At 52.3% G+C, this 14,349-nt stretch carries 14 protein-coding genes; 8 read left to right on the top strand and 6 right to left on the bottom strand.

The annotated features are described in order from the left end of the window. The first annotated feature begins 7 nt into the window (after positions 1–7). The 8 genes from hyaC (at position 8) to appA (ending at position 6,857) form a co-directional block, all read left to right on the top strand. On the top strand, positions 8–715 hold the full coding sequence (gene hyaC / locus RTW80_RS07750) for a Ni/Fe-hydrogenase b-type cytochrome subunit (protein ID WP_001186424.1): 708 nt from the start codon (positions 8–10) through the stop codon (positions 713–715). Beyond that, a complete protein-coding gene (hyaD, locus tag RTW80_RS07755; protein ID WP_000003671.1) occupies positions 712–1,299 on the top strand; it encodes a hydrogenase 1 maturation protease in 588 nt (195 codons plus the stop codon). The genes hyaC and hyaD overlap by 4 nt, the downstream gene beginning before the upstream one ends. Then, the gene (gene hyaE / locus RTW80_RS07760) at positions 1,296–1,694 is read left to right on the top strand and encodes a hydrogenase-1 operon protein HyaE (protein ID WP_032247528.1); all 399 of its coding nucleotides are present in this window, start codon (positions 1,296–1,298) and stop codon (positions 1,692–1,694) included. Before hyaD ends, hyaE begins: the two co-directional genes overlap by 4 nt. Beyond that, the gene (locus RTW80_RS07765) at positions 1,691–2,548 is read left to right on the top strand and encodes a hydrogenase expression/formation protein (RefSeq protein ID WP_207401391.1); all 858 of its coding nucleotides are present in this window, start codon (positions 1,691–1,693) and stop codon (positions 2,546–2,548) included. Before hyaE ends, RTW80_RS07765 begins: the two co-directional genes overlap by 4 nt. Positions 2,549–2,681: 133 nt before the next feature. Further along, positions 2,682–4,226, top strand: a complete 1,545-nt coding sequence (appC, locus tag RTW80_RS07770; RefSeq protein ID WP_000263577.1) for a cytochrome bd-II oxidase subunit 1 — start codon at positions 2,682–2,684, stop codon at positions 4,224–4,226. A gap of 11 nt (positions 4,227–4,237) precedes the next feature. After that, the gene (gene appB / locus RTW80_RS07775) at positions 4,238–5,374 is read left to right on the top strand and encodes a cytochrome d ubiquinol oxidase subunit II (RefSeq protein ID WP_000460803.1); all 1,137 of its coding nucleotides are present in this window, start codon (positions 4,238–4,240) and stop codon (positions 5,372–5,374) included. Between the two features lie 12 nt (positions 5,375–5,386). Continuing rightward, complete coding sequence (gene cbdX, locus RTW80_RS07780; protein ID WP_000270305.1) at positions 5,387–5,479, top strand: cytochrome bd-II oxidase subunit CbdX; 93 nt, start codon at positions 5,387–5,389, stop codon at positions 5,477–5,479. 79 nt (positions 5,480–5,558) lie between these two features. Further along, a complete protein-coding gene (gene appA / locus RTW80_RS07785) occupies positions 5,559–6,857 on the top strand; it encodes a bifunctional acid phosphatase/4-phytase (RefSeq protein WP_001300464.1) in 1,299 nt (432 codons plus the stop codon). Between the two features lie 114 nt (positions 6,858–6,971). On the opposite strand, the gene etk is transcribed toward appA, so the two are convergent. From etk to gfcB, 6 genes are read right to left on the bottom strand one after another with little or no spacing between them, the layout of a single operon-like run. After that, positions 6,972–9,152: a tyrosine-protein kinase gene (gene etk, locus RTW80_RS07790; protein ID WP_032247530.1), complete on the bottom strand. Its 2,181-nt coding sequence runs from the start codon at positions 9,150–9,152 to the stop codon at positions 6,972–6,974. Between the two features lie 19 nt (positions 9,153–9,171). Beyond that, complete coding sequence (gene etp / locus RTW80_RS07795; RefSeq protein ID WP_032247531.1) at positions 9,172–9,618, bottom strand: protein-tyrosine-phosphatase Etp; 447 nt, start codon at positions 9,616–9,618, stop codon at positions 9,172–9,174. Then, on the bottom strand, positions 9,606–10,745 hold the full coding sequence (locus RTW80_RS07800) for a polysaccharide export protein (RefSeq protein WP_001295357.1): 1,140 nt from the start codon (positions 10,743–10,745) through the stop codon (positions 9,606–9,608). The genes etp and RTW80_RS07800 overlap by 13 nt, the downstream gene beginning before the upstream one ends. A 45-nt stretch (positions 10,746–10,790) precedes the next feature. Next, positions 10,791–12,887, bottom strand: a complete 2,097-nt coding sequence (locus RTW80_RS07805) for a YjbH domain-containing protein (protein ID WP_063119274.1) — start codon at positions 12,885–12,887, stop codon at positions 10,791–10,793. Then, positions 12,887–13,633 (bottom strand): capsule biosynthesis GfcC family protein, encoded by a 747-nt coding sequence (locus tag RTW80_RS07810; protein ID WP_001038079.1) that lies wholly within the window; start codon positions 13,631–13,633, stop codon positions 12,887–12,889. The genes RTW80_RS07805 and RTW80_RS07810 overlap by 1 nt, the downstream gene beginning before the upstream one ends. Then, positions 13,630–14,286, bottom strand: a complete 657-nt coding sequence (gfcB, locus tag RTW80_RS07815) for a lipoprotein GfcB (RefSeq protein ID WP_063119273.1) — start codon at positions 14,284–14,286, stop codon at positions 13,630–13,632. The genes RTW80_RS07810 and gfcB overlap by 4 nt, the downstream gene beginning before the upstream one ends. Positions 14,287–14,349 lie beyond the last annotated feature (63 nt).

Raw genomic sequence — 14,349 nt, forward strand, 5'->3', positions numbered from 1 at the left:
AATCATCATGCAACAGAAAAGCGACAACGTTGTCAGCCACTATGTCTTTGAAGCGCCAGTGCGCATCTGGCACTGGTTGACGGTGTTATGCATGGCGGTGTTGATGGTCACCGGATACTTTATCGGCAAGCCGCTACCTTCCGTCAGCGGCGAGGCGACGTATCTGTTCTATATGGGCTACATCAGGTTAATTCACTTCAGCGCCGGGATGGTTTTTACCGTGGTTTTGCTGATGCGGATCTACTGGGCTTTTGTTGGCAATCGATACTCCCGCGAGCTGTTTATCGTGCCGGTATGGCGTAAAAGCTGGTGGCAGGGCGTGTGGTATGAAATCCGCTGGTATCTGTTTCTGGCAAAACGTCCGAGTGCCGATATAGGCCATAATCCCATCGCCCAGGCGGCGATGTTCGGCTATTTCCTGATGTCGGTCTTTATGATCATCACTGGTTTTGCGCTGTACAGCGAACACAGCCAGTACGCTATTTTTGCGCCGTTCCGTTATGTGGTGGAATTTTTCTACTGGACGGGTGGCAACTCAATGGACATTCACAGCTGGCATCGGCTGGGGATGTGGCTGATTGGCGCGTTTGTGATCGGTCATGTCTACATGGCGCTGCGTGAAGACATCATGTCCGACGACACGGTGATCTCCACCATGGTCAACGGCTACCGTAGCCACAAATTTGGCAAAATAAGTAACAAGGAGCGTTCATGAGCGAGCAACGCGTGGTGGTCATGGGGCTGGGCAACCTGCTGTGGGCCGATGAAGGCTTCGGCGTGCGGGTGGCGGAACGGCTGTATGCCCATTACCACTGGCCCGAGTATGTGGAGATTGTCGATGGCGGTACTCAGGGACTGAACTTGCTGGGGTATGTCGAAAGCGCCAGCCATCTGTTGATTCTCGATGCCATTGACTACGGGCTGGAACCTGGAACGCTGCGAACCTATGCCGGAGAACGCATTCCGGCTTATCTCAGCGCGAAGAAAATGAGCCTGCATCAGAACAGTTTCTCCGAAGTGTTGGCGCTGGCGGATATCCGCGGACATCTGCCAGCACATATTGCCCTCGTCGGTCTGCAACCCGCAATGCTCGACGACTACGGCGGTAGCCTGAGCGAACTGGCACGGGAGCAACTGCCCGCTGCGGAACAGGCGGCGCTGGCGCAGCTTGCTGCGTGGGGAATTGTGCCGCAACCGGCTAATGAATCGCGCTGTCTCAATTATGACTGTCTGTCGATGGAAAATTACGAAGGCGTTCGCTTGCGCCAGTACCGGATGACACAGGAGGAGCAGGGATGAGCAACGACACGCCATTTGATGCGTTGTGGCAACGAATGCTGGCGCGCGGCTGGACGCCAGTCAGTGAATCCCGTCTTGACGACTGGCTTACGCAAGCGCCAGACGGCGTGGTGTTATTAAGCAGTGACCCGAAACGCACGCCAGAGGTCAGCGATAATCCGGTAATGATTGGCGAATTACTGCGCGAGTTTCCCGACTATACATGGCAGGTGGCGATTGCTGACCTTGAGCAGAGCGAAGCCATCGGCGATCGCTTTGGCGTCTTTCGCTTTCCTGCCACTTTAGTGTTTACCGGCGGAAACTATCGCGGCGTGCTGAATGGTATTCACCCGTGGGCGGAACTGATAAACCTGATGAGCGGGCTTGTCGAACCGCAGCAGGAGCGTGCCTCATGAGCGAAACTTTTTTCCATCTGCTGGGGCCAGGAACGCAACCGAACGATGACAGTTTCAGCATGAATCCACTGCCGATCACCTGTCAGGTGAATGATGAACCGAGTATGGCGGCCCTGGAGCAATGTGCTCACAGCCCGCAGGTGATTGCGCTGTTAAACGAGTTACAACATCAACTAAGCAAACGCCAACCGCCGTTGGGCGAGGTGCTGGCAGTCGATCTGTTAAATCTCAACGCCGACGATCGTCACTTTATCAATACGCTTCTCGGGGAAGGGGAAGTGTCAGTGCGCATTCAGCAGGCTGACGACAGTGAAAGTGAAATACAGGAGGCGATCTTCTGCGGATTATGGCGGGTGCGCAGACGTCGCGGCGAAAAGTTGCTGGAGGACAAACTGGAGGCTGGCTGCGCGCCGCTGGCGTTGTGGCAGGCGGCAACGCAAAATCTCTTGCCGACAGATTCGCTGTTACCGCCGCCCATTGATGGCCTGATGAATGGCCTACCGTTGGCGCATGAGTTACTGGCACATGTACGTAACCCCGACGCGCAGCCGCACAGCATTAATCTGACGCAATTACCCATCAGCGAGGCTGATCGGCTTTTTCTCTCACGTCTCTGTGGGCCGGGAAATATTCAGATTCGTACCATTGGCTATGGCGAGAGCTATATCAACGCCACGGGGTTACGCCATGTCTGGCATTTACGCTGTACGGACACCTTAAAAGGCCCGTTACTGGAAAGTTATGAAATCTGCCCAATACCGGAAGTGGTGCTGGCAGCGCCAGAAGATTTGGTCGACTCTGCGCAGCGGCTTAGCGAGGTATGTCAGTGGCTGGCGGAAGCTGCACCGACGTAAAAAGACGGTAAGTATCGCTTTCAGTCTTATGAATATCGCAATCGGCGAATACCTCTGGTCGTAGAGTTTCAGGATAAAGAGGGAGATCTACCATTATCGGGTTATTTTTCTCTCTTCGCCTACAGGAGTGCACATGTGGGATGTCATTGATTTATCGCGCTGGCAGTTTGCTCTGACCGCGCTGTATCACTTTTTATTTGTACCCCTTACCCTGGGGCTGATTTTTTTGCTGGCTATCATGGAAACCATTTACGTGGTCACCGGCAAAACAATCTACCGCGATATGACGCGCTTCTGGGGTAAGCTCTTCGGTATCAATTTTGCTCTTGGCGTGGCTACCGGCCTGACCATGGAGTTTCAGTTTGGTACTAACTGGTCATTCTATTCCAACTATGTGGGCGATATTTTTGGCGCACCGCTGGCGATGGAAGCATTAATGGCCTTCTTCCTCGAATCCACCTTTGTCGGGCTGTTCTTCTTCGGCTGGCAACGGCTGAATAAATACCAGCACCTGCTGGTGACGTGGCTGGTGGCGTTCGGTTCAAATCTCTCTGCGTTGTGGATATTGAATGCCAACGGTTGGATGCAATACCCGACCGGTGCGCATTTTGATATCGACACCCTGCGTATGGAGATGACCAGCTTCAGCGAGCTGGTCTTTAATCCGGTCAGCCAGGTGAAATTTGTGCACACCGTAATGGCGGGCTACGTGACCGGGGCCATGTTTATTATGGCGATCAGCGCCTGGTATTTACTGCGCGGACGGGAGCGCGATGTCGCATTACGCTCGTTTGCCATCGGTTCCGTCTTCGGTACTCTGGCGATTATCGGTACCCTGCAACTCGGAGACAGTTCTGCGTATGAAGTCGCGCAAGTACAACCGGTAAAACTGGCGGCGATGGAAGGGGAGTGGCAAACGGAACCTGCACCTGCACCGTTCCATGTGGTTGCCTGGCCGGAACAGGATCAAGAGCGTAACGCCTTTGCCCTCAAAATTCCCGCGCTGCTAGGGATCCTCGCCACTCACTCATTAGATAAACCCGTGCCGGGTCTGAAGAATTTGATGGCTGAAACCTACCCACGCTTGCAACGCGGACGTATGGCCTGGCTGTTAATGCAGGAAATATCGCAAGGCAATCGTGAGCCGCATGTGTTGCAGGCATTCCGGGGACTGGAAGGTGACCTGGGCTACGGCATGTTGCTCTCCCGCTATGCGCCGGATATGAATCATGTCACAGCCGCACAGTACCAGGCGGCGATGCGTGGCGCGATACCTCAGGTTGCGCCGGTATTCTGGAGTTTCCGCATCATGGTGGGCTGTGGTTCCCTGCTGCTACTGGTGATGCTGATTGCGCTTGTCCAGACGCTGCGTGGCAAAATCGACCAGCATCGCTGGGTGCTGAAAATGGCGCTCTGGAGTTTGCCGTTGCCGTGGATTGCGATTGAAGCCGGGTGGTTTATGACCGAGTTTGGTCGTCAGCCGTGGGCGATACAGGACATCTTACCGACATACTCCGCGCACTCCGCTTTAACCACAGGACAACTGGCTTTCTCACTGATCATGATCGTAGGGCTTTACACCCTGTTCTTAATCGCCGAAGTCTACCTGATGCAGAAATATGCCCGTCTGGGGCCGAGCGCGATGCAGAGTGAACAACCGACGCAGCAACAGGGGTAAAGGAGAAAATCATGTTTGATTATGAAACATTGCGCTTCATCTGGTGGCTGCTGATTGGCGTGATCCTGGTGGTCTTTATGATCTCCGACGGATTTGACATGGGGATCGGCTGTCTGCTGCCGCTGGTGGCGCGTAATGATGATGAACGCCGGATAGTGATAAACAGCGTTGGTGCACACTGGGAAGGCAACCAGGTCTGGTTGATCCTCGCTGGTGGGGCATTATTTGCCGCCTGGCCCAGAGTGTATGCAGCGGCGTTTTCCGGCTTTTATGTGGCGATGATCCTGGTGCTGTGCTCACTGTTCTTCCGCCCGCTGGCCTTTGATTATCGCGGAAAAATCGCCGATGCACGCTGGCGTAAAATGTGGGACGCCGGTCTGGTCATCGGCAGTCTGGTGCCGCCGGTAGTCTTCGGTATCGCCTTCGGCAACTTGTTGCTCGGCGTGCCGTTTGCCTTCACACCGCAATTACGCGTGGAGTATCTCGGCAGCTTCTGGCAACTGCTGACGCCATTCCCTTTATTGTGCGGATTGCTCAGCCTTGGGATGGTGATTTTGCAAGGTGGCGTCTGGTTACAACTGAAAACTGTTGGTGTGATTCATCTGCGTTCACAGCTGGCCACCAAACGCGCTGCACTGTTGGTGATGCTGTGCTTTTTGCTGGCGGGTTACTGGCTGTGGGTCGGTATTGATGGCTTTGTACTGCTCGCCCAGGATGCTAACGGTCCTTCCAATCCGTTAATGAAACTGGTGGCAGTGCTACCTGGTGCCTGGATGAATAATTTCGTCGAATCGCCCGTTTTGTGGATCTTCCCGCTGCTGGGGTTCTTCTGCCCATTGCTGACGGTGATGGCGATTTATCGTGGTCGCCCGGGTTGGGGATTTTTAATGGCGTCATTGATGCAATTTGGCGTGATTTTCACGGCAGGCATCACGCTGTTCCCCTTTGTCATGCCGTCAAGCGTGAGTCCAATCTCCAGCCTGACGTTGTGGGACAGCACTTCCAGTCAGCTGACGCTGAGCATTATGTTGGTAATCGTGCTGATATTTTTGCCCATTGTGTTGCTCTACACTCTCTGGAGCTACTACAAAATGTGGGGACGCATGACAACAGAAACTCTCCGCCGTAACGAAAACGAGTTGTACTAAGGAGCAGGAACAATGTGGTATTTACTTTGGTTCGTCGGCATTTTGTTGATGTGTTCGCTCTCCACCCTTGTGTTGGTATGGCTGGACCCGCGTCTGAAAAGTTAACGAACGTAGGCCTGATGCGGCGCATTAGCATCGCATCAGGCAATCAATAATGTCAGATATGAAAAGCGGAAACATATCGATGAAAGCGATCTTAATCCCATTTTTATCTCTTCTGATTCCGTTAACCCCGCAATCTGCATTCGCTCAGAGTGAGCCGGAGCTGAAGCTGGAAAGTGTGGTGATTGTCAGTCGTCATGGTGTGCGTGCTCCAACCAAGGCCACGCAACTGATGCAGGATGTCACCCCAGACGCATGGCCAACCTGGCCGGTAAAACTGGGTTGGCTGACACCGCGCGGTGGTGAGCTAATCGCCTATCTCGGACATTACCAACGCCAGCGTCTGGTAGCCGACGGATTGCTGGCGAAAAAGGGCTGCCCGCAGTCTGGTCAGGTCGCGATTATTGCTGATGTCGACGAGCGTACCCGTAAAACAGGCGAAGCCTTCGCCGCCGGGCTGGCACCTGACTGTGCAATAACCGTACATACCCAGGCAGATACGTCCAGTCCCGATCCGTTATTTAATCCTCTAAAAACTGGCGTTTGCCAACTGGATAACGCGAACGTGACTGACGCGATCCTCAGCAGGGCAGGAGGGTCAATTGCTGACTTTACCGGGCATCGGCAAACGGCGTTTCGCGAACTGGAACGGGTGCTTAATTTTCCGCAATCAAACTTGTGCCTTAAACGTGAGAAACAGGACGAAAGCTGTTCATTAACGCAGGCATTACCATCGGAACTCAAGGTGAGCGCCGACAATGTCTCATTAACCGGTGCGGTAAGCCTCGCATCAATGCTGACGGAGATATTTCTCCTGCAACAAGCACAGGGAATGCCGGAGCCGGGGTGGGGAAGGATCACCGATTCACACCAGTGGAACACCTTGCTAAGTTTGCATAACGCGCAATTTTATTTGCTACAACGCACGCCAGAGGTTGCCCGCAGCCGCGCCACCCCGTTATTAGATTTGATCAAGACAGCGTTGACGCCCCATCCACCGCAAAAACAGGCGTATGGTGTGACATTACCCACTTCAGTGCTGTTTATCGCCGGACACGATACTAATCTGGCAAATCTCGGCGGCGCACTGGAGCTCAACTGGACGCTTCCCGGTCAGCCGGATAACACGCCGCCAGGTGGTGAACTGGTGTTTGAACGCTGGCGTCGGCTAAGCGATAACAGCCAGTGGATTCAGGTTTCGCTGGTCTTCCAGACTTTACAGCAGATGCGTGATAAAACGCCGCTGTCATTAAATACGCCGCCCGGAGAGGTGAAACTGACCCTGGCAGGATGTGAAGAGCGAAATGCGCAGGGCATGTGTTCGTTGGCAGGTTTTACGCAAATCGTGAATGAAGCACGCATACCGGCGTGCAGTTTGTAATGCATAAAAAAGAGCATTCAGTTACCTGAATGCTCTGAGGCTGATGACAAACGAAGAACTGTCTAATGCGTAGACCGGAAAAGGCGTTCACGCCGCATCCGGCCACTTTCAGTTTTACTCTTTCTCGGAGTAACTATAACCGTAATAGTTATAGCCGTAACTGTAAGCGGTGCTGGCGCGTTTAATCACACCATTGAGGATAGCGCCTTTAATATTGACGCCTGCCTGTTCCAGACGCTGCATTGACAAACTCACCTCTTTGGCGGTGTTCAAGCCAAAACGCGCAACCAGCAGGCTGGTGCCAACAGAACGCCCCACGACCGCGGCATCACTCACCGCCAGCATCGGCGGCGTATCGACAATCACCAGATCGTAATGGTCGTTCGCCCATTCCAGTAATTGACGCATCCGATCGCGCATCAGCAGTTCAGACGGGTTAGGTGGCACCTGACCGCGAGTAATCACATCAAAGCCTCCTTTGCCAAAATGCTGGATCACTTTGTTGAGCTCATCTTTACCTGCCAGATATTCCGACAAGCCATGTTCATTACTCACGGTAAACAGGTTATGCGAATAACCACGGCGTAAGTCGGCATCAATAAATAACACTTTTTGATCGGACTGGGCGATCACCGCTGCCAGAGTTGAACTGACAAACGTTTTACCACTGTCTGGCGTCGCACCGGTGATCATCAGAATGTCATTCTCCGTCTCCATCATAGCGAAATGCAGACTGGTTCGTAGCGCACGTACGGCTTCCACAGCAGAATCCGCCGGGTTATCCACCGCCAGGAAGGGGATATTTTTAGTACGATGGCGCTGCTGATTAGAAAATAAATTTTTCTTACGCAGACGGGTGCGTTTATCCAGCCACTCGGACATTGGGATAGTGGCATAAACGCTGATGCCGTGCTCTTCCAGTTGTTCCGGGGCTTCTACACCACGACGCAACATCGCACGCGCCAGCACGGCACCCACAGAAATAAACAGGCCAAGAATAAAACCAAGCACCACGTTCAACGCTTTTTTCGGTTTCACTGGCTGCGGCTGAGTGACTGCCGGGTCGATAATCCGCACGTTACCAATGGCACTGGATTTCGAAATACTCAACTCCTGCTGGCGGTTAAGTAATTGCAGATATACCGCACGGCCCGCTTCTACGTCACGGCTTAAACGTAACACTTCCTGTTGAGTGGAAGGCATTGCCGATACCCGCTTATTCAGGCGTTTGCGTTCTTGCTCCAGCGTCTGGCGTTTTTCCAGCAGCGCACGATAAGTTGGGTGATCTTTCTTATACAGCTGGGAGATCTCTGCCTCGCGGAAGGTCAGCTCATTGAGTTGATTATCAACGTTCACAATCTGCTCAAGAACGGCTTTGGCTTCCAGGTTAAGGTCAACCGAATCGCGCTGCTGGCGATAAACGTTGAGTTTTTCTTCCGCCTGGTCCAGCTCGCTGCGCACTTCAGGTAACTGGCGCTGTAAGAATTCAAGGCTTTGTGAATCCTGCGCCGCCTGGCGAGCGATATTCTGTTGCAAATAGTTGTTAGCGATGCTGTTCAGAATACGAGTAATCAACTGGGGATCATCACCAGTCATGGTAAGTTCCAGCATCCCGCTTTCTTTACTGCGTTCGCTAACGGTAAAGGTTTCCTGCAATGCGTTAATCGCTTCCAGTTCGGTACGCTGGCTCAGGACAAACTGTGTTCCTGGTTTGGCCTTAATGTCCGCGATAGTCAGCGCAACGCCATCTTTTTCCAGACGCTGGCCGACCATACCATTGACGGTGAACTCTTCACCTTCCAGCGTATAGTGGCCGTTTTCCCCAACCGTGAGTGTCAGTTGCTGATCCTGACCATTCAGTTGTGGAATATGCATCCAGCTGATCGCCAGCTCACCTGGTTTCTCTTTGGTTAATCTCGCCCAGCCGCGACCCACAATCGGAAAATACTTCTGCTCAACCATGTCGCGCAGATTCAGTTCAGCAATGGTTTTACCGAGAATCATGCGCGATTGCAGCAGTTGGATCTCCGGTGCAGACTCGGGCGATGAGTTAGGGATCATATCGCTCAGGCCACTGAGAATGGCGTTGCCCTGTTTCTGCTCAACCTGGACCAGAGTATCTGCCTGATAAATTGGCGTGCTTAACAGCGAGTAAGCGACAGCGATCAGCGTGAATAACGCGGTCACGCTGATAATAAACTTACGGTGATCCCATAACTCGCCGACCAGACGAAGCAGATCGATCTCATTTTCCTGAGTGCTGCCTGGTGGCGTATTCATATTTTTAGTTGTCATCGTATCTTATAAACTCAAATTACCGGCTGAGGCGCTTCGCCCATTCCTGACTGGCGCGATCCAACATACCGTAGACATGTTCAAATGCGTCCTGACTTTTACGATAGGGATCAGGGATCTCTTTCTGTTCCAGCCATTGCCCAAACAGCATTGTCTTCCCGCGGACCTCGGGAGCGATTGCGGTAACCTGAGCAATATGTTCCGACTCCATTGCCAGAATCAGATCGTAATTTCGTGCCATCTCAGCAGTGAGCTTACGTCCGGCATGTCCTTCAAGAGATACGCCATGATTAGCGGCAACATCTGCTGCTGTCGCATCTGCAGGGTGTTTTACCAGACCATGAACACCTGCCGATTTGACTTTTACGCCTGGCAGACGTTTACGCAGCAAGCGCTCGCCAATGGGCGAACGGCAAATGTTGCCGGTACAAACCACCAGGATTGAGTTAAATTTTAGTTGGGCCATGTTTGAATCCACCGTGAAGTCTCTGTCAGGTCATGCACCCCGGAAATCGTCGGTACCAGCAGAGAAATCACACGGTTCCAACGAGCCAGCGGCGCAGTAGTGACATAAACAATGTCGTAAGGTTCAAGCTGGAATTCCGTTCCGAGTATCATTGCCGATGCGTCCTTCGCATTCAGCTGATAAATATTGGCGATTTTGCCATTCTGCTTGTTTTGCGTTGCACGAATAACAAAAATCCCCGTCGCATCAGCGACATCCTGATTCATACCCTCAGCGTTACCCAGCGCTTCCGCCAGGGTCATACCGCTGCGGTCCATTTTCAGCGTGCTCTGTTTACCCACTTCACCCATCACGAAGACTTTCAGATCATCGTTGCGCGGAATAAATAAAATATCGCCCGGGTGCAGCAGTTTGTTCTGGCGCAAGTCGCCACGCTGCATCAGCGCATAGAGGTTCACTTTGGTCTTTACGCCATTCTGGGTGAGCACCACGTTGCGCCAGTCTGCATCTGCGGTCAGCCCCCCCGCGGCGTTAATCGCATCCATGATGGTCAGAGGAATATTGGTAATCGGCTGCTGACCCGATTTGCTGACTTCGCCGGTGACGTACGCTTTTTGCGAGCGGAACGCCGCGACGCTGACATCGACTTGCGGGCTTTCAATGACTGAATCCAGACGCGCTGTAATCTCGTTGCGTACCTGGGTAAGTGTTTTCCCGGCCACTTTCAGGCGACCAATATAGGGGTAGAAAATCGCACCATCGGCGTTAACCCAGTTGCCGGTATCACTGGCGCTACGGTATTGCCCTGCGGGGGTGGTTAGTTCCGGGTGATCCCAGACCGTAACCATCAACACATCCCCAATGCCGATACGATATTCATAGTTCGCGATTTGCTGCTCCAGCTCCGGGTTAGCCTGCGACATAATCGGTTTGGCGCGCAGCTGATCAATCAATCCTGGCGTGACGGGATAGATATTGACCATTTTGTCCAGGTCATACTGATTGTCAGGTAGTTCAATGACATCCTTGTTACTGGTCGATAAATTCTGACCAGGAACAAGGGTACATGCTGTCAAAGACAGAACAGCCAATGTCAGTACCGAAAACTTAAAAATGTTCTTTTTCATTGGTTTATATTTATCAGTCATTGTAATGTTATGAATTACGTCAGGTTATTGTCCAACCGGTACTTCTCGCTCTGCCGTCATTGGATAGAGCTGGTATTTGCGTGACAGCATTTGTCCACCATCACGCGTCAATGGTGTCCACGAAACCACCGCGCGGTTGCGGTTAGGTCCAATGGTCATCAAGTCGAATGGAATCGAGATATAAAAACCTTTACTAAAGCCGCCTTCGCCGTAGTCATCTTTAGATACGTTACTGATTGCCGCCCATACCCCTACCGCCACGCCGCTGTCAAAGCGTTTGGCGACGTCGATCGTTGCGCCTTTATCTTTTGCCAGATATTGCCCAACGCTAAGTTTCATCAGTACGCCATTGAGCGTCGGCGGGTTCAAGTAAGCCGTCACGAAACCTGTTGGCGTGGAATAATCGGTGAAACGCATCATGTTGTCCCAGTCACGCTGCTTCACGTAGTTAACGTCCACACCCAGCGCCCAGCTGGCATCTAGCGGGCGATAAAGCAGCTCGGAACCGACACCGGCATACATCGTTTCCAGATAACCGCCATACACCTGGCCATAGAAACCATTGCCTAAGTCAGCAAAATAGTTCGCCTGCAAGTTGTTGAGATAAACGTCATTGCGAACGTAGTCACGGATATGCGTGCGCACGCGGGGCAGGGTAGAGTCCGCGGGCAACAGCGAAGACTTAAACTTGTCGTAGTTGTTGTAAATATTGGTGAAAATACCGCCATCAAGCAGCAGGTGGTCGGTAAACCAGTAGCGGGCACTGGACATCAGCCCCAGCTGGAACATATAGAAATCTTCCGGGCCGCCCAGCGACTGTGAAAGTGTTGGGTTGAAAGAGTAGCTAAAGCGATCTTCACGAATACGGTAGCCCCGACCAAAGGCAGAAAGATCTTCAGCTTCAACACGTTGTTGTTGCAGTGGCTCTGATTGACCAGGCGCTGTACCTGCCAGCTGTTTGCGCAGGCTGGCTACGTCGGTTTCGGTAGTCACCATCGCCATATGCTCGCGCTTTTGCGTCACGCTAATCTTCTCAACGCCTTGCGGCAGGTTATTCACCAGAATCCGGTTGGCACGATCGACCGCTTCACGAGAGTCACGGTATTTGTATTGCTGACCAGACATATACAGTGTCTTATCGCGTAGCTGAATTTCTGGCGCGTCAAAGCCCGCGTTATACTTCAGGGCGGTAAGTTGGTTTGCTACCGTGGTGTACTGCAATCCTTCAGATTCAGGCGCAGGTTGATATGCCGGTTTTGGCGTATCGCGCAGGGCAGGGCGCAGATCGTTGAAATTGGTCCGTAACGTGAAGCCAAACATCAACGTGTTACCGCGTTCATAACTCAGGTTGAGATCTGCCCAGCTGGCAGCGCGATAAACTGCGCCGACGTTGAAATGGCTTGCCTGAGGCAGTTTGCCAGCGAAATCATTCTGGTAATTGTTTCCATCGTATTCGAGTTTCAGACGCAGGGGATTCCACGGCGTTTGATACTCAATGCCGCCAAAGATGGAAGCCGGGCCACGAAAGATATCGCTAAAGCTGATATCGCCCGCATCGTGAGACTCTGCGCGATGACAATATTTATCGCTCACCCGGCAAAACGGGTTGGTAATATTGCCCGCATTACCGGCGTAGCCCCATGCCATCCCGAGGGTGAAATCAAATGGCCCCGCTTGCTTGCTGGCCACCAGATACTCACCGTCAAACAGACCCGTACCAGCAATATCACGTTTACCAAACGCCACTTGCGGTAGCCAGTAACCTTCTTCCCACAGGCGAAGTTTAAAATCGAATGATTTGTCTTTGTATGACTGATCGCCGCTGAAATCTTCCCACTGGCTATATTTGCGTGTGCGCACATCCGTATAACGAATGGTGCCTTCCAGCCATGGGAACAGCGCCACGGAGGTGGAGTAGAACCGGTATTGATCGTTATCCCGGTAGTTGACGCTGAATTCACCTTCCGGTGCGATGCGCGCATTTGGCATCTGCAACAATCCTGTGCCGCCAAAGTCTGATTGCGACGAACCCAGCGGATCCGGGTAGGTTAATACTTCAGCATGACAGGCACTGGAGACGGCAATGGCCAGGCAGCTTAAAAGATAAGAATTCTTCTTCATCAGTCAGGAACACGTTGCGTTAAAACAGACACAATCTGGTCATTTAAATCAGCATATTTTTCGGGCAGTACATGCGCAGAAAAGCCCAACCAAAGCTGGCTGCCAGGCGGTGGTTCCACATGTCTTTTATTCCACAGGGCAACAGGGGCGACGACAGTCTCACCCTCAGGCGTAATCACCATAACGTTATTCTTGTCCGCGCCTGCAAGGCGGGGGTGATCTTGCAGATAATCGGTAACGCTACGGCCTGCCTGCCAGGGCAATTGCCCGGCCCCAGAAACCGCACCCAGCAGAGTAATAGTCACCGGACGCTGTACGGTATAGAGCGTATAGTCCCCGACCAACGGGGGATTGCTGTTCTCATCCACTCGTACAAAATCAGGATCCAGTTTGACCGGTAAGCGACCAGTGATATTGAGATTGAGTAACTGCTGGCGCACGGATTTAATCGTTGCCGCCACATCGTCGTCAGCTTCTGCTTCCCAGGAAGCAAGCTGTGCCATGACATGTTGGTAGTCTTTAAGCGCTTTAGCTTTCGCCGCAGAGTCGGTCAGCAAGGCACCAGGCCACCAGAGGCGATCGCGCAGTTGCGGTTGTGTCACCAACTGGACAACATTTTCCACGGGGCCAACGGAAAGTGTCTGTTGTTCGCCAGGCAGATAAATAGTCACCGTTCCTTGCGCAAAGGCATGGGGTGTCATTACGTAAAGTACGCTGGCAATGAAATACGACTGTAATTTATTCATGGTGCGGGTTTAAGAAACGTCATTTCTACGGGAATAACCCCTGCGCCTAACATTTGCCGACTTTGACGAACCTGGCCAGTAGCCGAATCGACCCAGAATGTGTTTTGCCACTGTTTTTCTGGCCGCGTGGAAGTCACCTCTTCCTGCCAGACATTACACAGCACATTGCGACCCGCAATATTCAGCGTCTCTAATCCAGCAAAGGAAAAAGTAGAACTCAGGGTCGCAGAGCGAAAATGGTTGTCTTCACTCCAGAGAATATCGCGCGTCCAGCGGCTGCCATCTTTTATTGCCAGCGCGTTACGCAGAGGGTCCTGCCCGGAATTTGTCACTTCCAGCAGATTATTATTAAGTTTGACGGTTTTTAAAAGACGTCCATTGTGGGTAACCAGCATGGCGTTATCCTGGGATAACCATTTGCTTTGTTCTTGTTCTATATATCCCAGTACCACAAAGATTCGTTGCCCTTCATTAAGGCGTAAATACATCGTGGAATAAGGCAACGCCTGGATCTGCTGATCCGCTACGGTGATATCCTGATTATCGAAAAGGCTGGCGCGAAATGTATCGACCATACTTTGCTGGCTGTGCGTACATCCCGCAAGAAATAGTGCGAAAATCGATAAAATAAGAGGGCGCGGTGATGCTGCCAACTTACTGATTTAGTGTATGATGGTGTTTTTGAGGTGCTCCAGTGGCTTCTGTTTCTATCAGCT

The organism is Escherichia sp. AM3 (assembly GCF_032029835.1).
Lineage (GTDB): Bacteria > Pseudomonadota > Gammaproteobacteria > Enterobacterales > Enterobacteriaceae > Escherichia > Escherichia coli.